Source organism: Arthrobacter sp. Y3224055 (genome assembly GCF_059090825.1).
Genome location: NZ_JBNHGB010000007.1, coordinates 135,127 through 153,550 on the forward strand (window position 1 = coordinate 135,127; position 18,424 = coordinate 153,550).

20 protein-coding genes are annotated in these 18,424 nt (G+C 68.5%); 14 read left to right on the forward strand and 6 right to left on the reverse strand.

What is annotated here, in order from left to right; genetic code table 11:
• The first annotated feature begins 45 nt into the window (after positions 1–45).
• The 4 genes from AC5RTY_RS16155 (at position 46) to AC5RTY_RS16170 (ending at position 3,591) form a co-directional block, all read left to right on the forward strand.
• Positions 46–1,248 carry an ROK family transcriptional regulator gene (locus tag AC5RTY_RS16155; RefSeq protein ID WP_494023874.1) on the forward strand — a complete coding sequence of 401 codons (1,203 nt, stop codon included), beginning with the start codon at positions 46–48 and terminating at the stop codon, positions 1,246–1,248.
• 95 nt (positions 1,249–1,343) lie between these two features.
• On the forward strand, positions 1,344–1,766 hold the full coding sequence (locus AC5RTY_RS16160) for a hypothetical protein (RefSeq protein WP_494013314.1): 423 nt from the start codon (positions 1,344–1,346) through the stop codon (positions 1,764–1,766).
• Positions 1,767–1,975: 209 nt separating this feature from the next.
• Positions 1,976–2,554, forward strand: coding sequence for an orotate phosphoribosyltransferase (pyrE, locus tag AC5RTY_RS16165; protein WP_494002013.1), 579 nt, complete (start codon positions 1,976–1,978; stop codon positions 2,552–2,554).
• Positions 2,555–2,580: 26 nt separating this feature from the next.
• Positions 2,581–3,591, forward strand: a complete 1,011-nt coding sequence (locus AC5RTY_RS16170; RefSeq protein WP_494002014.1) for a thioesterase domain-containing protein — start codon at positions 2,581–2,583, stop codon at positions 3,589–3,591.
• Positions 3,592–3,791: 200 nt separating this feature from the next.
• On the opposite strand, the gene AC5RTY_RS16175 is transcribed toward AC5RTY_RS16170, so the two are convergent.
• Entirely contained in the window at positions 3,792–4,283 is a 492-nt protein-coding gene (locus AC5RTY_RS16175; protein ID WP_494139917.1) for a YciE/YciF ferroxidase family protein, read from the reverse strand.
• Between the two features lie 400 nt (positions 4,284–4,683).
• Between AC5RTY_RS16175 and AC5RTY_RS16180 the strand changes: the two genes are divergently transcribed.
• Positions 4,684–5,286: a TrmH family RNA methyltransferase gene (locus tag AC5RTY_RS16180; RefSeq protein ID WP_494139928.1), complete on the forward strand. Its 603-nt coding sequence runs from the start codon at positions 4,684–4,686 to the stop codon at positions 5,284–5,286.
• A gap of 278 nt (positions 5,287–5,564) precedes the next feature.
• Here AC5RTY_RS16180 and AC5RTY_RS16185 read toward each other — a convergent pair whose 3' ends face one another.
• Entirely contained in the window at positions 5,565–6,644 is a 1,080-nt protein-coding gene (locus AC5RTY_RS16185) for an NUDIX domain-containing protein (protein ID WP_494139918.1), read from the reverse strand.
• A 242-nt stretch (positions 6,645–6,886) separates the two neighbouring features.
• Between AC5RTY_RS16185 and fbaA the strand changes: the two genes are divergently transcribed.
• From fbaA to AC5RTY_RS16200, 3 genes are all read left to right on the forward strand, one after another.
• Complete coding sequence (fbaA, locus tag AC5RTY_RS16190; RefSeq protein WP_493977221.1) at positions 6,887–7,909, forward strand: class II fructose-bisphosphate aldolase; 1,023 nt, start codon at positions 6,887–6,889, stop codon at positions 7,907–7,909.
• Positions 7,909–8,331 (forward strand): DUF3151 domain-containing protein, encoded by a 423-nt coding sequence (locus AC5RTY_RS16195; protein ID WP_494002017.1) that lies wholly within the window; start codon positions 7,909–7,911, stop codon positions 8,329–8,331. Before fbaA ends, AC5RTY_RS16195 begins: the two co-directional genes overlap by 1 nt.
• Before the next feature lie 190 nt (positions 8,332–8,521).
• On the forward strand, positions 8,522–9,301 hold the full coding sequence (locus AC5RTY_RS16200) for a cyclodeaminase/cyclohydrolase family protein (protein WP_494139919.1): 780 nt from the start codon (positions 8,522–8,524) through the stop codon (positions 9,299–9,301).
• Positions 9,302–9,359: 58 nt separating this feature from the next.
• Here AC5RTY_RS16200 and AC5RTY_RS16205 read toward each other — a convergent pair whose 3' ends face one another.
• Together AC5RTY_RS16205 and AC5RTY_RS16210 are read right to left on the reverse strand one after the other, a co-directional pair.
• A complete protein-coding gene (locus AC5RTY_RS16205) occupies positions 9,360–9,752 on the reverse strand; it encodes a VOC family protein (protein ID WP_494139920.1) in 393 nt (130 codons plus the stop codon).
• On the reverse strand, positions 9,749–10,078 hold the full coding sequence (locus AC5RTY_RS16210; RefSeq protein ID WP_494139921.1) for an ArsR/SmtB family transcription factor: 330 nt from the start codon (positions 10,076–10,078) through the stop codon (positions 9,749–9,751). Before AC5RTY_RS16210 ends, AC5RTY_RS16205 begins: the two co-directional genes overlap by 4 nt.
• A 70-nt stretch (positions 10,079–10,148) precedes the next feature.
• Here AC5RTY_RS16210 and AC5RTY_RS16215 point away from each other — a divergent pair, with 70 nt between their 5' ends.
• Both AC5RTY_RS16215 and AC5RTY_RS16220 read left to right on the forward strand, forming a co-directional pair.
• On the forward strand, positions 10,149–10,577 hold the full coding sequence (locus AC5RTY_RS16215) for an SRPBCC family protein (RefSeq protein ID WP_494013306.1): 429 nt from the start codon (positions 10,149–10,151) through the stop codon (positions 10,575–10,577).
• A 199-nt stretch (positions 10,578–10,776) separates the two neighbouring features.
• Positions 10,777–11,397: a thymidine kinase gene (locus AC5RTY_RS16220; RefSeq protein ID WP_494074387.1), complete on the forward strand. Its 621-nt coding sequence runs from the start codon at positions 10,777–10,779 to the stop codon at positions 11,395–11,397.
• A gap of 96 nt (positions 11,398–11,493) precedes the next feature.
• Here the strand turns inward: AC5RTY_RS16220 and AC5RTY_RS16225 are convergent, their stop codons facing one another.
• Positions 11,494–12,357 (reverse strand): DUF72 domain-containing protein, encoded by an 864-nt coding sequence (locus AC5RTY_RS16225; RefSeq protein WP_494139922.1) that lies wholly within the window; start codon positions 12,355–12,357, stop codon positions 11,494–11,496.
• Positions 12,358–12,977: 620 nt separating this feature from the next.
• Here AC5RTY_RS16225 and AC5RTY_RS16230 point away from each other — a divergent pair.
• The 4 genes from AC5RTY_RS16230 to AC5RTY_RS16245 all read left to right on the forward strand — a co-directional run bounded on the left by AC5RTY_RS16230 (position 12,978) and on the right by AC5RTY_RS16245 (position 17,036).
• Complete coding sequence (locus AC5RTY_RS16230) at positions 12,978–14,267, forward strand: adenylosuccinate synthase (protein WP_494139923.1); 1,290 nt, start codon at positions 12,978–12,980, stop codon at positions 14,265–14,267.
• A 343-nt stretch (positions 14,268–14,610) separates the two neighbouring features.
• On the forward strand, positions 14,611–15,852 hold the full coding sequence (locus AC5RTY_RS16235) for a pyridoxal phosphate-dependent decarboxylase family protein (RefSeq protein ID WP_494139924.1): 1,242 nt from the start codon (positions 14,611–14,613) through the stop codon (positions 15,850–15,852).
• Complete coding sequence (locus AC5RTY_RS16240) at positions 15,759–16,007, forward strand: hypothetical protein (protein ID WP_494139925.1); 249 nt, start codon at positions 15,759–15,761, stop codon at positions 16,005–16,007. Before AC5RTY_RS16235 ends, AC5RTY_RS16240 begins: the two co-directional genes overlap by 94 nt.
• Before the next feature lie 222 nt (positions 16,008–16,229).
• Positions 16,230–17,036, forward strand: coding sequence for a carbon-nitrogen hydrolase family protein (locus AC5RTY_RS16245; RefSeq protein WP_494139926.1), 807 nt, complete (start codon positions 16,230–16,232; stop codon positions 17,034–17,036).
• Between the two features lie 270 nt (positions 17,037–17,306).
• On the opposite strand, the gene AC5RTY_RS16250 is transcribed toward AC5RTY_RS16245, so the two are convergent.
• Positions 17,307–18,424, reverse strand: a 1,118-nt coding sequence (locus AC5RTY_RS16250; protein WP_494139927.1) for an Ig-like domain-containing domain, incomplete at its 5' end; no start/stop codon positions are given.

The following is an 18,424-nucleotide window of genomic DNA, read 5'->3' on the forward strand; positions in this document are numbered from 1 at the left end:
GTTTCGGTAGAGACAAACAGAAGTGGTGCGTGCTGTACTGAAAGCGTGTTGAAGTCCGATGTCGCCCCGCCGCAGCGCCTGGCCGCCCAGCCGGCTGCCGGAGCAAGCGAGGTATTCCAACTGCTGCGCGACGGCCAGCCGCGCACCCGGGCGGAGCTGGCGCAGTTGACCGGCTTGGCGCGGTCCACGGTGACCGCCCGGGTGGATTCGTTGATGCGGCTGGGGCTGATTGCTCCCATTGGGGGAGCGACCTCGACCGGCGGAAGGCCGCCGTCGTTGTTTGCGCTCAACCCGGCCGCCCGCCTGGTGGTCGGCGCAGACCTCGGCGCCACGCACGCCCGGGTCGTCGTGGCCGACCTCTCCGGCGATGTCCTGGCCGAGGAGCGCGCCGAGCTGAGCATCGCCAGCGGCCCGGACATCGTGCTGGGTTGGCTGACCGACGCCGTGGCGCGGCTGCTGAAGGACGCGGGGCGGGGCGCGGCGGACCTGGGCGCGTTCGGCATCGGGCTGCCCGGACCGGTCGAACATGACACGGGGCGGCCGATCAATCCGCCGATCATGCCCGGCTGGGACCGGGTGGACGTCCCGGCGCTGGTGCAGCAGCATTTCGACGTGCCGGTGCTGGTGGACAACGACGTCAACATCATGGCGCTGGGCGAGCAGGCCATGGCCTGGCCCGACACCGCCGACCTGATGCTGATCAAGGTGGCCACGGGGATCGGGGCCGGCATCATTTCCTCGGGGCAGCTGCAGCGCGGCGCCCAGGGTACCGCCGGGGACTTGGGGCATGTGCGGGTGCCGCGGGGCGACGACGTGGTGTGCCGGTGCGGGAACACCGGCTGCCTGGAGGCGCTCGCCGGCGGGCCCGCCCTCGCGGCCGTGCTTGCGGCCGGGGGAAAGAAGGCCGAAAACAGCCAGGACGTGATCGAACTGGTCCGCTCCGGCGACCCGCAAGCGATCCAGGCGGTGCGCCAGGCCGGCCGGGACATCGGCGACGTGCTGGCCACCTGCGTGAACCTGATCAACCCGTCGGTCATCGTCATCGGCGGGCGGCTGGCGCAGGCGGGCGAGCACCTCTTGGCCGGGATCCGGGAAGTGGTCTACCGGCGCTCGCTGCCGCTGGCGACCGAGCATCTGCGGATCGCCCCGTCCGTGGCAGGGCAGCGCGCCGGCGTGCTGGGAGCGGTGGCGCTGGCGATCGGTCACGTCCTCTCGCCCGAAGCGATCGAAGCGGCCGCGTCGGCCTGACTGCGAAGTTATCGCTTCGTAATGGAGCGGGCGTCCCGTCCATATGCTTCCACGGCTAGCGTGGGACAAACGAAGTTGGGGAGAGGCAGGGCGTCATGCGCACATTGACCACACTGGCAGCCGGCGCCGTCGTCCTGCTGGCGCTCGCCGGTTGCGCCGGGGCGACGTCTGGGATCGGCGCGCTGGAGGCGCCGGCCGGCCCGGACGACAAGCTGGTGGGCGGAGCCGAGGTCCTGCGCGTGGCACCAGGCAGCGTCCGGTCCTTGGCGGAAACGAGCGACTTCGCCTTCTATGCCGCAGTCCCGGACAACCCGGCCGACCACGGCGTGTGCGTGATCATCGTGGAGGTGGGAGCCTCCGGGGCATCCAGCGGTTGCGGCGGTACTGGGCGCGAGCCGGTCGAACTCGGCACGTCCGGGGTGTGGGCCAAGCTGGTCCAGGATCACTACGACGCGGGCAAGGACCTGGCCGAGGGCTGGGAGCAGCTGCACCCGAACCTGCTGGTCCGCGGGCTCTGACTGGCACAGGGCGGTCCGGCGGCGTCCGGCGGCGCCTGACGGTGTCGGATCTGGGGGGGGGCGGCGGCGTCCCGCGGCGCCTGGTTTGGGGTCGGAGGCGTCTGGGGGTTGGCGGCGTCCCGCGGCGCCCGGTTTGAGGGCTCCGGTGGGGCCGCGAGGCCTGTCATGGATTGCCGGTGCGGCGGGGGCAACCCCATAGACTAAGAGCCATGACCCAGACTCCCGTGGCCGATCCAGCGGCCGACCGCGCCCGCCTGCTCGAACTGATTAAGGAACTGGCCGTGGTGCGCGGCAGGGTCACCCTCTCCAGCGGCGCCGAAGCCGACTACTACATCGACCTGCGCCGGGTCACCCTGCACCATGAGGCGTCCCGGCTGGTCGGCAGTGTCATGCTGGCCATGCTCGACGAGGCCGGCATCGAATTCCAGGCAGCAGGCGGCCTGACCATGGGGGCCGATCCGGTGGGGACGGCGCTGATGCACGCGGCCGGAGACGACGGACGAGCCGTCGACGCGTTTGTGGTGCGCAAGGCGCAGAAGTCCTACGGCATGGGCCGCCAGGTGGAGGGTCCCGAGGTGAAGGATCGCCCCGTCGTCGTGCTGGAGGATACTTCCACGACCGGCGGATCCGCGCTGACCGCGGTCGAAGGCGTGCGCCAGGCCGGCGGGCAGGTTCAGGCCGTGGCAGTCATTGTGGACCGCGACACCGGAGCGAAGGAACGCATCGAGGCCGAAGCCGGCGTGCCCTATTTGTTCGCTTTCAGCAAGGACGAACTGGAGCTGGACTAGCCGCCGGTGGCCGGCCAGCTCGAATGATGGATCTCCGCAGGAACCACGCCTTCCGCCAGCTGCGCCTGGCCAGCAACCTGCACCGGGTTTCGCGCCGCTCGTTCCTGATCGGTGCCGCCTTCGGGCTGGGCACCGCCGCCGACCTGGCGGCCACCCGGGCCATCCAGGAGATGCGCAACGAAGCGCAGATCCTCACGCTGGACGACGAACGCGCGGATCGGCGCTTCCCCCGCAGCAGCTGGGTGCTCTTCCCCGGGTACAAGACCAGCTGGGAAGAGGGGCTGTGGATTTTGAACTCGTTGCGCGACGGCCTGGTGGATCGTGGCCGGCTGGCGGTGGCGGGTTATTCGAACCGCGGCCTGGACCTGGCCGAATTGACCGAGGTGCTGCAGAAGCACATCCAGGACAACGACCTGCAGCGGCTCTACTTCTACGGACACAGCTTCGGCGGCATGGTGGCCGTGGAAATGACCGCGCGGCTGCGCGCCAAGGGCTTCCCGGTGGAACTGATCCTGATGGATTCGTCCCCGTACAGCCGCTTCGACGTGCTGGACAAAACCATGTTCGAAGGCGTGGTCTTCCTCTACGAGGCCGGCTACCGGGTGCCCAGCTACTTGCGGGGCGGATACGAGCTGGGCGAGCGCATTGTGCACAAGGACGAGCGCACCTGGCGGCAGATCGTCGAGCAGACCATGGAGCAGCTGTCGCCGCTGGCCGTGTCCAGCACGCTGATCCAGTCCCAGTCCTCGTACATCTATCACTTTGACGCGTATCGCTTCCGCCACAGCATCGGCGACACCCGCATCGCCTGGATGGGCAACCCCGGGGACCAGACGGTCAACTACGCAACGGCGCGGCGCAGCTGGCTGGTGAACTATGAGGCGAACTTCCTCACCAACAACCTGGTCACCGAAGGCGCCCGGCCGGCCCACGCCAGCCCGCAGTGGAATTCAGCGATCTACGTGCCGATCGTCCAGCAGGTGGCGGACGAATTCTTCCCGCTGCCGGTGGTCGGCGGGCGCAAAACCTACTACTAGTAAGGGGGCCGGCGGCAGGTTACTTCCGCTGCGCGCGACGGGAAGCGGAGCGGCAGGCACGCGAAAGGGAGCGGGGCCGCCCACGCAGCTCCGCTCCCTTTCGCTGTTTACCCCGTGCGGCGGCCAGACCATCGAGCCGTCCGGCCGCGCTCCGTCGCGCTACTTGGCGTGCGCCGGCGGCCATCGCGCCGGCCGCCGCGCTACTTGGCGGCGGCTTCCTGGGCGAGCTTCCGGCCGAACTCGATCAGCTTGTCCCGAGTGTTTTCTTCCTGGCCCAGGATCTGCTGAAGCAGCTCCACGACTTCGGTCTGGCCCTGGGCCTCCGCCGACGTGATCAGCGTGGTGTAGCAGGCGACCTCATGATGTTCCGTGTCCAGCGCCCCGGCCACGATGACCATGTCCACCAGGCTGGGATCCACCTTGTCCAAGGCGGCCTGCGCTTCCTCGGCCAAACCCTTGCTCACCGGGGAGCGCTGCTCCTTGGCCTCCAAGCCCAGGACCTTGAAGCATTTTTCGATATACGTAATCTGTTCACGCGTCTCGTCCTGATGGTGGCCGAGCATGTCCTTCAGCTCTTGGCTCCGTGCAACCTTCTGGTTCTCTTCAAGCATCTTGAGCACGTCATGTTCGGATCGCAGCGCGACGCCCAGCTTGAAAGCGAAAAGTTCCTCGGGGGTGGTCAATTCAGCCATTGAAACTCCTTTTCTTGTGGGTCGTTATAAGTATGCTTATCATTTTGGTTAATCGTACACAACCCGCTGCAGCTGCGTCGGCGGCTCCCGCGGCGGCCCCTTCCGCACTGCGATGAGCCGCCCCTCCAAGCCACGGTGCCTGAGGCTGCGGTCTGTCCCCTAGGCTTGTGGGGTGGAAGAAAAAGCAGGTGAAACCGGGGCCGGACCGAGGTTGACCGGTCGGGTTGGCGAACGGCCGGATACCCAGGTGGCGACCCCGAACGGATTCGAAATCTCGGGACCGGAGGCGTCCTCGAGTGGCTCCAAAGCCCGCACCCCGGATCCCGCCCCTAACGGCTCCGAGACCGGCACGCGGGAAGTTGCCCCGAACGGCTCCGAGGCGGACGGACCGGAGCCGGCCATCGGCGTCGGGCCTTGGGAGGGGCCGTTGCCCGATGGCGACCATTGGGACCCGCAGTTGCTGGCCGACGGCGACCGCCGCAACGTGACCGACCAGTACCGCTACTGGAAGCACGAGGCGATCGTCGCGGACCTGGACACCCGCCGGCACAACTTCCACGTGGCCATCGAGAACTGGCAGCATGACCTCAACATCGGCTCGGTGGTGCGATGCGCCAACGCCTTCCTGGCCAAGGAAGTGCACATCATCGGACGACGGCGGTGGAACCGGCGCGGGGCGATGGTCACCGACCGCTACCAGCACGTCCGGCACCATCCCACGGTGGAGGACTTCGTGGCCTGGGCGCAGGGCGAGGGCCTGCGGATCATCGGGATCGACAACTTCCCCGACTCGGTGCCGCTGGAGACCTACGACCTGCCGGAGAACGCCGTGCTGGTGTTCGGGCAGGAGGGGCCGGGGCTGACGCCGGAGGTGCACGCCGCAGCCGATGCCACGCTGTCCATCGCGCAGTTCGGCTCGACCCGGTCGATCAACGCTTCCGCCGCCGCGGCCATCGCGATGCACGCATGGATTCGGCGCCACGTTTTCGCCCAGCCGGTCTAGCGGCAAGGACCGGCCGTGCGGTGCGCCGTTGTCCCGCCGCTGTCCCGCCGCTGTCCCGCCGCGCCTAACTTCCCAGCTTTAGCTGTAACTTCCCACGTTTCGTTTGTCCACAGGCCCCTGACCTGCGGCGATGCTTCAGGCCCCGTCGAAACGTGGGAAGTTAGTGCGCGGGAAGGCGCCCATCATGGAAAGGCGCCCAACATGTCGATGGGTCCGGTCGACGGTCGGTCGGCGTCGACCGTTGGTTTCAGGAGTGGACCGGCAGCTGGAGCCAGCAGTCAGCCGAGCAGCTCCAGCAACGCTCCGGCGCCGACCGTACGGGCGCCGAGGGCTTCAACCCGCTCGCGCAGCCCACGGTCGGAGCTGACCACGGTCACGGGCGCCTCCGGGTCCGTGCCGGAGGCCTTCTCCACCTGGGCCACAATTTCGTCGTCGCCCGACCCCGCAGCATGCACCACTTCCAACTCCACCCCTCGGCGGCGCGCGGCCGAGGCTTGGGCTGCTGTTTCGCCGTCCTGCGCCGTCACCGGGGAGCTCGCGGAGTCCGTGCCGACACCGGTCCGTGCCCGGTTCGCCCCGTCGTCGTGGCCATCCATGTTTGCCATATCCACGTGGCGTGCCTGGCCGTCCGGGCTCCCCGCGCCTGCCGGGCCTGCCAGCCCGGCGAGGGCGGCCTCCTTCGCGGCGCCTTCCAGGACGACGACGGTGCGCGGCCACACGGTGCCGGCGGGAACTTCCAGCAGGCTCGCGGGAAGCCCCGCCGCCAGGCTGGCGTGCAGCGAGGCCAGCAGCCGGCGCGCGGCGCCGGGGCGGTCCTTCCACCAGCCGTCCGGCCGGGAACCGACCACGTTCGCCGTGTCGACCACAAGCACCGGCGGGTGCTCCAGCAGCGTGCGGAGCCGCGGCCAGGCGTCGCCGAAGTGCGGATGCAGCGGCAACTGGTCCACCTCGTCCAGCGGGACCCAGGCCAGGGCCAAACTCTCGGCGTCGGTGATTTCCGGCTCGAACGGGCGAACAGTCCTGGCGGCGGCGGTTGTGTAGGACCAGAAGCCCAGGTCCAGGACGGTAGTGAACAGCGGCGCCAGCGCGTCGAGCGGGACGTCGGCTTCCTCGTTGGCCTCGCGTAGGGCGGCATCGACGGCCGGTTCGTCCTGATGCCTCGCCCCGCCGGGAATTCCCCAGGTGCCGCCGAAATGGCTCCACTTTGCGCGGTGCTGGAGCAGGATGCCGCGCTCGCGGTCCACCGCCAGCAGCCCGGCGGAGCCGAACCGGCCCCACATCCGGGTACCGTCCGGCCCCTCCACCCAGGCGTCGCCGGGATCGCGCGGACCGTGGAATGGCGGTGGGGTTTCAGTCATGATTCCAGCTTGCCACGGTCGGCGGGCGGGGTCAGGTGGAGGGCAAGGAGCGGCCCTGGTCGGAGACGAGGAGGGGCCCGGGTGAAGACCGCTCGCGAACGTGCAAGGGCCCGGTGGCTCCGCCGGCCGCCGGGGGTAACCCGGCTTCGCAGTCGTCGCGGCAACTGCTGCCCGGACACGAGTCGATAGGATGGGCTCAGAGGCAACGCCTTCGAATCCGTATCGCTAGCCAAGGAGTCAGCATGCCCGTTGCAACCCCTGAGATCTACGCCGACATGATCGACCGCGCCAAGGCGGGCGGCTTCGCCTACCCTGCGATCAACGTGACCTCCTCGCAGACCCTCAACGCTGCCCTGCAGGGCTTTGCCGACGCCGGGTCCGACGGCATCATCCAGGTCTCCACCGGCGGCGCCGCCTACTGGTCCGGTGCCGGGGTCAAGGACATGGTTGCCGGCTCGCTGGGCTTCGCCGCCTTCGCCCGCGAGGTGGCCAAGAAGTACCCGGTCAACGTTGCGCTGCACACCGACCACTGCCCGAAGGACAAGCTGGACGGGTTCGTGCTGCCGCTGCTGGCCGAGTCCGAGGCCGCCGTGAAGCGCGGCGAGGACCCCATCTTCCAGTCGCACATGTGGGACGGTTCGGCCGAGACGCTGGAGGAGAACCTGCGCATCGCCGAGGACCTGCTGGCCCGCACCGCCGCGGCCAAGATCATCCTGGAAGTGGAAATCGGCACCGTCGGCGGCGAGGAAGACGGCGTCGAAAACGAGATCAACGAAAAGCTCTACACCACGGTTGACGACGGCCTGAAGACCATCGAGGCACTCGGCGCGGGGGAGAAGGGCCGCTACATCACCGCCCTGACCTTCGGCAACGTGCACGGCGTGTACAAGCCGGGCGGCGTGAAGCTGCGCCCCGAACTGCTCAAGCAGATCCAGGCCGAGGTCGGAGCCAAGATCGGCAAGACCAATCCGTTTGACCTGGTCTTCCACGGCGGCTCCGGCTCCTCCGAACAGGAGATCGCCGACGCCGTGGCCTACGGCGTCATCAAGATGAACGTCGACACCGATACCCAGTACGCCTTCACCCGTCCGGTCGCCGGCCACATGTTCAGCAATTACGACGGCGTGCTGAAGGTGGACGGCGAGGTCGGCAACAAGAAGGCCTACGACCCGCGCGTCTGGGGCGCCGCCGCCGAGAAGTCGATGGCCGCCCGGGTCGTCGAGGCCGCCGAGCGCCTGGGCTCGGCCGGAAAGTCGGTGAAGTAATGACCGAGCCCTTCCGCACCAACCTGCTGGGCCCCGAGCCGACCTACCTGCCGGAGGAGACCGACGTCCTGGCCCGGCTGGAGGCCGGCGACGAGGCCTTGGACCTGGCCGCGAAGTTCCCCACCTCCTCGCTGGTCTGGGCGATCCTCGCCGACGAGGCGTACTCCGAGGGCCGGACCATCGACTCGTACGCCTACGCCCGCGTCGGCTACCACCGCGGCCTGGACGCCCTGCGGCGGGCGGGCTGGCGCGGAGCCGGCCCCATCCCCTGGGAGCATGAGCCCAACCGCGGTTTCCTGCGCGCGCTCTACGCCCTGGGCCGCGCCGCCGGAGCGATCGGCGAGGCGGAAGAAGTGGACCGGATCGGCAAGTTCCTGGCCGACTCCGACCCGAACGCCCGGGCGGCCATCGAAGGCGCCTGATCAGCAACAATCCCCTGAAGGGAAACGGGAGCTCGCCGCACGGCAGCTCCCGTTTCGGTGCCCGGGTGGTGGCTGTCCTGCCTCCAGCAGCCCGTCGGGCACTTTCCTGCCGACCCGTTGTTGGGCATGATGCAGACATGGGAGCAGGCAGTGGCGGCACGGCCGCAGGGTCCACGGAAGGAGCCGGAGCATGAGCGGATCGGAGACCATCGACGAGTACCTGGGCCGGCTCGGTTCCAACGAGCCGACGCCCGGCGCCGGAGCGGTGGGGGCGATCCACGCGGCGCAGGCGGCGGCGCTGATCGGCATGGTGACGCGTTTTACCGAGCGGAGCGCGGCGAAGAACAACGACGACGGCGGTGCCTCCGCGGGCTCGGCGCACAACGACGGCGGTGCCGCGGGGTCGGCGCACAACGACGGCGGTGCCTCCTCAGGCACGGACCGCAGCGGCCGCTCCACAGGTTCAGCCCGCAACGACGGCGGCGCCTCCGCCGGCTCCAGCGCGGATCCTGACCTGGAGGCCATACTGGCCGAGGCCGGCGACCTGACCCGGGCGGCGGTGCACGCGGCGGTGTCCGACGAGGAGAAATTCCGCAGGGTCGTTGACTGCTACAAGCTCCCCAACACAACAGACGACGAGTGCAGCCGTCGCAGCGCGGCCATCCGGGAGTCGCTCGTGGAGGCGACACTCCCGGCGAGGGCCCAACTGGACCTGGCCTCCGCCGTCGTGCGTCTGGGCACAGAGCTGGTGGGCGTGTGCAATCCAAACGTGCTGAGCGACATTGCCGTGGCCGCCGAAGCGGCGCGGGCCGCCGCGGCGACGGCGCGGATCACGGTCGAGGCCAACCTGACGTCCATCCGGGAGGAATCCATCCAGGAGTCGCTGCAGGACCACACGCGGAAGGCGGACGACGTGGTGCGCCGTGCCGAGGAGTTGTCGGCGTCGGTCCGGCGCCGCGTCCTGGACTGAACGAGCGCCATCGACAGGGCGCGGCCCCGCCACGCGCTTGGGCGGAGCGAGGCCCCGGCTACGCCTCCTTCATGCTGGCGATTTGAATGAGGTTGCCGCAGGTGTCGCCGAACACGGCCGTGACGACCGGTCCCATGTCGGCGGGCTTTTGAACGAACTGCACTCCCAGCGCTGACAGGCGCTCGTACTCGGCTTGCACGTCGTCCACCCCGAAGCTGTTGAAGGGGATGCCATCGGCGACCAGGGCTTCCTTGAACGGCTTCACCGCCGGATGGCCGGACGGTTCCAGGAGCAGTTCCACGCCGTCCGGGGCCGAGGGTGAGACAACGGTCAGCCATCGGTCGTCGCCGACGGGCACATCGTTCTTGAGCTGGAACCCCAGCTTCTCGGTGTAGAACTCCAGGGCCTTCTGCTGGTCGTCAACAAAGACGCTGGTGGTGGTGATGATCATGGTGTCTCCTTCGAAGACGGCGGGAGATTGGCTAGCCATTCCCTCGCAGGGGTGAGCGGGGCAGTATTCAAATGGTGGATGGTGGTGCGTCCACGATTGCTGGCGGTCACCAAGCCGGCCTCGCGCAGGATCGCGAGGTGCTTGGTGACAGCCTGACGGGTGATCGCGAGATGATGGTTGTTGATCAGGCGCACGGTCAGCTCAAACAGCGTCTGGTCGTTGTGCGCGGCCAGTTCGTCCAGCAGAATCCGCCTAGTCGGATGGCTTAAGGCTTGGAAGACCGTGTCCACCCGTCCATAATAGGCAACCCGCAGGTTGCCAATCAAGGGAGGGGGGTTTCTTGGCGCTCGGCCGCGTGGTCTTTCGCCGCGGCAGCCGGGCAGGCATGATGCAGGTATGGGTGCGACCACGGCATTCACGGTCTCCGAGCAGGTCTTTGTGCCGCCGGCGCGGGCCTGGGCGCTGTTGACGGATTGGGCCGCGGCCCCCGCATGGATGCCCGGCGTGAACGAGATGCACGCCGAGGGACCGCTGGCGGTCGGCCAATCCATCAGCTTCCGCTCCCAGGGCCACGACCGCAGCAGCACGGTGACCGAGCTCGACGTCGGCCGCAGCATCACCATCACGTCCTCGCAGGGGGACGTGCGGGCGGACTACCGCTACGAGTTGGACGGCGACGGCGGCGCGACCCGGCTGACGCTTACCGCCGACGTCGTGGTCAGCGAGGAATTGGCCGCCATGGCAGAACAGATCCGGCGGGCCATCGCGGAGGCCGATTCCGGCCAGCTGGCCCGCTTCAAGCGATTTGCGGAAGCTGCGCCGTGATCCCGGTCGTGTCCTTCGCTGGAGCCGCGCCGTCCCGGTCTTGCGCTGCGCGAAGCCGCCGCGATCCCGGAAGCCGCTGCGGAAGCTTCGCCTTGATCCCCCAGAGCGCTGTGGGGGAGCCGCGCGCCGGTCTTCCTGCCGCCCACACGGCTTCCGGCTCAGTAGAATCGACTGCTGGGACCGCTTGAAAGGGACTGCGTTGGCCAAGCTCTACTTCCGCTACGGGGCGATGAACTCCGGCAAATCCACCGGACTGCTCCAAGTAGCCTTCAACTATGAGGAGCGCGGGCAGCGCGTGCTGCTGGCCAAGCCGCAGATGGACACCAAGGGGGACAGCAAGATCGTCTCCCGGCTGGGAATGGCCCGGGACGTGGACTTCCTGATCCGGCCGGGTGAATCCGTGCGCGAACACTTCGGTCGGGTGGCCGCGGGCGAGGACCCCGAAGCCCTCCTGGAACATGTGGACGTGCAGCCGGTGGCGTGCCTGCTGGTGGACGAGGCGCAGTTCCTGGAACCGGAACAGATCGACGACCTGTTCCGCATCGCAGTGATGGACAACGTGCCGGTGCTGGCCTACGGAATCCGCACCGACTTCCGCACCCAGGCCTTCCCGGGGGCCCGGCGGCTCCTGGAAATCTCGCACTCCCTCGAGGAGCTGAAGACCATTTGCCGCTGCGGGCGCAAAGCAGTCTTCAACACGCGCCGCGTGGGCGGGGAGATTGTGTTCGACGGCGAGCAGGTCGCCATCGACGGCGAGGACGTCTGGTACGAATCGCTCTGCGGCACTTGCTACCTTGAGGCCTCCGGCGGCGCGCTCTAGCGTTCGGCGGCAGCGGTGGCGGCGGGCCGCGGCCCATGGGCAGAGCCGGGCAGCGGAGGATTTCCGTGAGCGGGCATGTGTCGGCGCAGCCCCGGGTCACGTGCCGGCTGGAATGCCCAGCCGTTCGGCCAGCCCGATCGCGTTGAACGGTGCGTGGACCTTGACGTCGTTGTCGAAGTACACATAGGCATCCCGGCCGGCGCCGTCGGGGCAGCCCGACCCGTCCAGCCACCCGGTGACCATCGAGGCCAGCCGGTCCAGGTCTGCGTCCCGGTAGCCGCTGACGTAGAGTTCGTCCTTTCCGTGCAGCCGGACGTAGGCGAAGTCGGCCGTGATCTCGTCCAGCATCGGCCACTTTCCGGCGCTGTCGGCCAGCACCAGGGCCGTGTTGTGCCGGCGCAGCTGGTCGTAGAACTCCTCATTGATGAACGTGGTGCTGCGGATTTCGAGGGCGTGGCGCAGCGGCCGGTCAGCGCCGTCGTCGGGAATCCAGGTCCTGTCCTTCATCAGGTCGGTGTGCCCGGCGGCCAAGGTGGCGGCGGCGTGCGTGCTGCGCGGCAGCTGGACCAAAAACTTCTCCATCACCTCGGCGTCGTAGTTGGCGCGTTCGGGCAGCTGCCACAGGAACGGTCCGAGCTTCTCGCCCAGGCCCAGGACCCCCGATGCGTAGAAATTCGCCAAGGCGTCCCGGACGTCCTTCAGGCCCTTCATGTGGGTGATGTACCGCCCGCCCTTGACCGCGAACACGAAGTCCGGAGGGGTCTCGGCGTGCCACTGCCGGAAGCTGGAGGGGCGCTGCAGCGAATAGAACGTGCCGTTGATTTCGACTGAATTCAGGCGGCCGGAGGCATACTCCAGCTCGCGGCGCTGGGGCAGGCCCTTTGGGTAGAACGTGCCGCGCCAGCGCGGGTATCGCCAGCCGGAGATGCCGATCCGTGCCATCGGTTGAGAGGCCGCCATGTCCCGCACGCTACCCGGCCCCGGCGGCGCAGGCCAGAGCAGGCCGCGCTCCGCCGTCGTGCTGCGGGGCGCTGGGCATCCGTTGGAGCGTTGCCGCATCCGGGCACGAGAGCCTTAGCCTCATCGAGTGGCGAGAAGATGCAGCCAAACGCCCGGTTTCGCTGCATCTTCTCACCACTCGAATCTGGCATCCCGGTTTCGGGCTGGCCAAGCGACGTCGGGTCCCGGGAGCCGGAAGGGCTGCGGACGCGTTCCAGGCGCGACCGGTCTGGCGACGTCGGTTCCGGGGAGCCGGAGGGGTTGCGGTCGCGTTCAAGGCGCGACCGGTCTGGCGACGTCGGGTCCCGGGGAGCCGGAGGGGCTGCGGCCGCGTCCCGGTTTCGACCGCCGAGCGACATCCCGCTCCCAGGAGCCGCAGGGTCCGCCACCACCCACCGGTTTCGGCCCCAAAACCGCATCCGACCGCGCGGATTCCGGTCGACTGAGGCCCATCCGCTAAACTTGGCGGGTAAGAGCCCCAAATACTCCGTCCGGAGTGAGGGGCGTTCTCATGCGCGGCAGCGGCTCCTTGATGTGCAGTCTGTCCGGGGCTTCCGCCGCATCGAATGGGGGAGGATCCCATGCCAGCAATTGTGATCGTCGGAGCCCAGTGGGGCGACGAAGGAAAAGGCAAGGCTACCGACCTGCTCGGCGGCCGCGTGGATTACGTGGTTAAGCCCAACGGCGGCAACAACGCCGGGCACACCGTCGTCGTCGGCGGGGAGAAGTACGAGCTGAAGCTGTTGCCGGCCGGCATCCTTTCCCCCAACGCCACTCCGATCATCGGCAACGGCTGCGTGGTCAACCTGGAAGCCCTCTTCGAGGAGATCGACGGGCTCGAGGCCCGCGGCGCGGACACCTCGCGGCTGCGCGTCTCCGCCAACGCCCACCTGGTGGCCCCGTTCCACCAGACCATGGACAAGGTGACCGAACGCTTCCTGGGCAAGCGCGCGATCGGCACCACCGGCCGCGGCATCGGCCCCGCCTACATGGACAAGGTGGCCCGGCTGGGCATCCGCGTGCAGGACGTGTTCGACGAATCGATCCTGCGGCAGAAGGTCGAAGGCTCGCTGCGGCAGAAGAACGAACTGCTGGTCAAGGTGTACAACCGCCGGGACGTGCACGTGGAAGAGGTCGTCGAGTACTTCCTCTCCTTCGCCGAGCGGCTGCGCCCCATGGTCATCGACTCCACCTACGTGCTGAACAAGGCGCTGGACGAGGGCAAGGTCGTGCTGATGGAGGGCGGCCAGGCCACCTTCCTGGACGTGGACCACGGCACCTACCCGTTCGTGACCTCCTCCAACCCGACGGCCGGCGGCGCGTCCGTGGGCTCGGGCATCGGGCCCACCCGGATCAACCGTGCCGTGGGCATCATCAAGGCGTACACCACCCGCGTGGGCGCCGGGCCGTTCCCCACCGAGCTGTTCGACGACATGGGCGAGTACCTGCAGAAGAAGGGCGGGGAGTTCGGCGTGAACACCGGCCGGCCGCGGCGCTGCGGCTGGTACGACGCCGTGCTGGCCCGCCACGCCGCCCGGGTCAACGGCTTCACGGACTACTTCGTGACCAAGCTGGACGTCCTCACCGGCATCGAACAGATCCCGGTCTGCGTCGCCTACGACGTGGACGGCATCCGGCACGACGAGATGCCGATGACCCAGACCGAGTTCCACCACGCCAAGCCGATCTTCGAGTACTTCGAGGGCTGGACCGAGGACATCACCGGCGCCAGAACCCTGGAAGACCTGCCCGAGAACGCCCGCAACTACGTGCTGGCGCTCGAAAAGCTCTCCGGCACCCGGTTCTCCGCCATCGGCGTTGGCCCCGACCGCGACCAGACCATCGTGGTGCGGGACCTGATCAGCGACTAGCAGGACCAACGACGGCGGTGCGTCGGGCGCGCAGTCGGGCCCTCACCGCTGGATGACGACGGCGGGGCACGGGGCTAAGGCCTCAACGGGCACCATTAGCTGACGACGGCGGGGCACGGGGCTAAGGCCTCAACGGACACCAATAGAAGACGACGGGGGGCGCGGGCAGCGATGTCCGCGCCCCGCTCTGCGCCCGCCTCGGGCCGCGGATCACCGACGCCGTCCCGGCCGACCCAAGAGTGCCGGGACCTGCCCTGCTTGCTGCGGGATGTCCCCGCGGCAAGCGTGTTCCTGCCCCCCGCCCGCCTGTCGCAGCGCAGGGCCGCGGCGTAACATGCTCGTCATGGCGGACGACGAACTTCTCCACCGCACGGCCGAGCTGGCGGCAAAATACCTCCAATCCCTGCCCGGACGACCGGTGAAATCGGGGCTGGATGTGGCTGCCCTGCGCCGCGAGCTGGCGGGAGAGCTGCCGCGGCAGGGCGAAGATCCGCAGGCGGTCATTGAGCACCTGGCCGACGTCGGCGGGCGGGCCGCCGTGGCGATGGCAGGTCCGCGTTACTTCGGCTTCGTGATCGGCGGCGCCCAGCCCGCAGCGCTCGCCGCCGACTGGCTGACCTCCACCTGGGACCAAAACGCCGGGCTGTACGTGGCCGGCCCGGCCGCCTCCGTGGTGGAAGAGGCAGTGGGCGCTTGGCTGCTGGACCTGTTCGGGCTGCCCGCGGATTCCGGCTTCGGCCTGGTGACCGGCTGCCAGATGGCCCACTTCACCTGCCTGGCTGCGGCACGGACGGCAGTGCTGGAACGGATGGGCTGGGACGTGGTGGGCGACGGCCTGTTCGGCGCGCCGGAGATCGCCGTCGTCGTAGGGGAAGAAGCCCACAGCACCGTGCTCACCGCGCTGCAGTACCTGGGCTTGGGTCGCCGCAGGGTCTACTCGGTGGCCACCGACGCGCAGGGCCGCATCACGCTGGACTCGCTCGACGCCGTGCTGGACCGGATTCCCGCCGACATGCCGCTGATCGTCAACCTGCAGGCCGGCAATGTGAACACCGGGTCCTTCGATCCCATCCGGCCGGCGGTGGACCGTGTACGACGCCGGGACGGCGCCTGGATCCATATCGACGGCGCGTTCGGGCTGTGGGCAGCCGCCAGCCCGGAGCACCGGCACCTGCTCGACGGCGTGGACCTGGCCGACTCGTGGGCCACCGACGCGCACAAGTGGCTCAACGTCCCGTACGACTCCGGCGTGGCCATTGTCCGCGACGCCGAGGTGCACCAGCGCACCATGTCCCCGCCGCATGCCGCCTACCTGGAGTACGGGGCCGAACGGGACGAGGTGGCGTGGGTGCCGGAGTTCTCCCGCCGTGCCCGCGGCTTCCCCGCCTACGCCGCGCTGCGGACGCTCGGCCGCGAGGGGTGGCGGACCTCGTGGGGCGCTGCTGTTCGCTGGCATCGCGGATGGCCAGGCGGTTGGCCGGGGCGGACAGCGTGCAGATCCTCAACGAGGTGGTGCTCAACCAGGTGCTGGTCCGGTTCACGCCGGAGGACGGCTCGGACCCGGACGACTTCACCCGCGAGGTAGTCCGCCGGGTGCAGGAGGACGGAACGCTTTGGCTCTCGGGGACCACGTGGCACGGCAGGGCCGCCATGCGGATAAGCGTCAGCAACTGGTCCACCACGGAAGAAGACGCCGACCGCTCCGTGGAGGCGATCCTGCGCTGCGCCGGTAGCGGCTGAGGCCGACCGGAGTGCCGGATAACTCGGCAAGCCGCCGGCATTGCAGGGCAGGCCCGGATTGCCGGGGCACTCCGCTGGCCGGGCCAAGGAGTGGCCCCGGTACCCACTGGCCCCGCCCCGCCGCCGTCGGGCTGTGAATCCTCCGCGTTCCTCGAAGCGCCCGGCCAGTTGGTCTTAGGTAGGCTGGAAGGACACACACCGCCATCAAGACGGGAGCGCATCATGAAGATCAGCGTCGGACAGCTCAACCCCAGCGGGGACGTGACCGAGAACCTCCAGACGGTGCGCTCGCTCGCGGAAGAAGCCAAGGCCGACGGCGCCGAGCTGGTCGTGTTTCCCGAGGAATCGATGTTCACCGTGCGCCACGTCGAGGGCGACCTCGCCGCCGCAGTGGACGCCAACTGGACCAAGTTCGTGCAGCAGCTGTCCTTCATCGCCGCCGAAGTGGGCATCGCGATCATCGCCGGCGGCTACGAATACAGCGGCGAGGAACGGCCGTACAACACGCTGGTGATCGTCGACGCCACCGGCCGGATTGTCGACACTTACCGCAAGCTGCACCTCTACGACGCGTTCTCGTATCAGGAGTCCAAGCGCATCAAGCCCGGCGACGGCGGCCTGAAGATCGTGCAGCTGGGCGACCTGAACTTCGGGGTGCTTACCTGCTACGACCTCCGCTTCCCCGAGCTCGCCCGCGCGCTGGCATCGGAGGGCGCCGACGTACTCTGCGTTCCGGCCGCCTGGTTCAAGGGTGACCACAAGATCGACCACTGGGAAACGCTGCTGCGCGCCCGTGCCATCGAGAACACCTGCTGGGTGGCCGCGGCCGGCACGTCGAGCACCAACACCGTGGGCCATTCGGCGATCTTGGACCCGATGGGCATCCCGAAGGGCTTCCTGGACGACGAACTCCGCGGCGTGGTCACCGTTGACGTGACCAGGCGCCGGATCGACGAGGTGCGCGAGTTTTTGCCGGTGCTGAAAAACCGGCGGCTCACCAACACGGTGGAGATCGTCTCGGCGCACTGATGCTGCGGCGGCCGGGCGGCGGCCGGGGACGGTCAAAAATATTTTCGAGAAAGTTTTCACCCAACCCGTAACTTTTCCGTATCCGGCCGCGATTACGTAGATGAGGAAGCCGCGCCAGAGCTTAACCCCCCAACAAGCTGTGGCGCGGCTTCTGTCATCCCGGTGGTCGGGGATGTGCTGACGCCGGTGGGCCTCGGGGCTCCTGGGCCCGAACAGAGTCCAGGCCCCGGATTACTCCGAAGCCTGGACTCTATTGGTTGAGGCGGTTATTTACCGTCCGGTTCGAAAGGACCAGCTGGTGGCCGACAGCCGGTTGCCCGAGGCATCCTTGATGCTGCTGCTCAGCTGAACCTTGTAGCTGGCATTGGCCTTCAGGTTGCTCGACGGGTTCAGGGTTGCCGTCTTGGTGCTCGAGTTGTAGCTGATCTTGGCCGAAACGGTCTTGCCCCTGCTGTCGACCAGCTTGAAGCTGGACCCGCTGACTCCGGAGACAGCCTCGCTGAACTTCACGTACACGATGCCGCTCCGGCTGACCGACGTGGCTCCGGCTGCCGGCGTCCGCTTGGACACCGTGGGGCGGCTTTCCGTAGTGAAGCTCCAGCTGGAGGCCGCCAGGCGGTTGCCGTTGACGTCCGTGATGCCGTTGCTGAGGCTCACCGTGAAGCGGGTGCTGCTCGGCAAAATCGCCTTGGGAGTCACGGTGACCGTGCGCTTCGCAGAGTTGTAGCTGACCGTCGCCGGTACAACCGTGCCTGCGGCGGTCTTCAGCGTCACCGTGCTGGTGCTGACGCCCCGGACCGGTTCGCTGAACGTCACCGTCAGGTTCCCATTGGTGGCCACGTTGGTGCCGTTCACCGCCGGGGTCCTTCCGGCGATGGCCGGTGCGGCTTCGGTGGTGAAGCTCCACGTGGTGGCCGTGATCGGGTTACCCGAAAGGTCCCGGATGCCGCCGGTCAGCTGCACGGTGTAGGTGCGGCTGGCCAGCAGGTTGGCGGGGTCGAGGGTAGCCGTCCGGGTTGCGTCGTCGTAGCTGACGGTTGCGGTCACTGCCGTGCCGGCCGCGTTGGTGACCCGGAAGGTGGTGCCGTCGACTCCGGTGACCGGTTTGCTGAACGTGGCGGTGATGTTGCTGTTGGTGGCCACGTTGGTGGCGTTCACCGCCGGGGTCCGTTCGGTGATGACCGGTGCGGCCTCGGTGGTGAAGCTCCACGTGGTGGCCGTGATCGGGTTACCCGAAAGGTCCCGGATGCCGCCGGTCAGCTGCACCGTGTAGGTGCGGCTGGCCAGCAGATTGGCGGGGTCGAGGGTAGCCGTCCGGGTTGCGTCGTCGTAGCTGACGGTTGCGGTCACTGCCGTGCCGGCCGCGTTGGTGACCCGGAAGGTGGTGC

Bases quoted from the DNA above. Each gene is read 5' to 3' on its own strand.
- AC5RTY_RS16225 (WP_494139922.1), bottom strand. From the start codon at position 12,357: ATGGCGGCCTCTCAACCGATGGCACGGATCGGCATCTCCGGCTGGCGA.
- AC5RTY_RS16195 (WP_494002017.1), top strand. From the start codon at position 7,909: ATGACCGAGCCCTTCCGCACCAACCTGCTGGGCCCCGAGCCGACCTAC.
- pyrE (WP_494002013.1), top strand. From the start codon at position 1,976: ATGACCCAGACTCCCGTGGCCGATCCAGCGGCCGACCGCGCCCGCCTG.
- AC5RTY_RS16175 (WP_494139917.1), bottom strand. From the start codon at position 4,283: ATGGCTGAATTGACCACCCCCGAGGAACTTTTCGCTTTCAAGCTGGGC.
- AC5RTY_RS16205 (WP_494139920.1), bottom strand. From the start codon at position 9,752: ATGATCATCACCACCACCAGCGTCTTTGTTGACGACCAGCAGAAGGCC.
- AC5RTY_RS16230 (WP_494139923.1), top strand. From the start codon at position 12,978: ATGCCAGCAATTGTGATCGTCGGAGCCCAGTGGGGCGACGAAGGAAAA.
- AC5RTY_RS16245 (WP_494139926.1), top strand. From the start codon at position 16,230: ATGAAGATCAGCGTCGGACAGCTCAACCCCAGCGGGGACGTGACCGAG.
- AC5RTY_RS16235 (WP_494139924.1), top strand. From the start codon at position 14,611: ATGGCGGACGACGAACTTCTCCACCGCACGGCCGAGCTGGCGGCAAAA.
- fbaA (WP_493977221.1), top strand. From the start codon at position 6,887: ATGCCCGTTGCAACCCCTGAGATCTACGCCGACATGATCGACCGCGCC.
- AC5RTY_RS16200 (WP_494139919.1), top strand. From the start codon at position 8,522: ATGAGCGGATCGGAGACCATCGACGAGTACCTGGGCCGGCTCGGTTCC.
- AC5RTY_RS16160 (WP_494013314.1), top strand. From the start codon at position 1,344: ATGCGCACATTGACCACACTGGCAGCCGGCGCCGTCGTCCTGCTGGCG.
- AC5RTY_RS16185 (WP_494139918.1), bottom strand. From the start codon at position 6,644: ATGACTGAAACCCCACCGCCATTCCACGGTCCGCGCGATCCCGGCGAC.
- AC5RTY_RS16170 (WP_494002014.1), top strand. From the start codon at position 2,581: ATGGATCTCCGCAGGAACCACGCCTTCCGCCAGCTGCGCCTGGCCAGC.
- AC5RTY_RS16215 (WP_494013306.1), top strand. From the start codon at position 10,149: ATGGGTGCGACCACGGCATTCACGGTCTCCGAGCAGGTCTTTGTGCCG.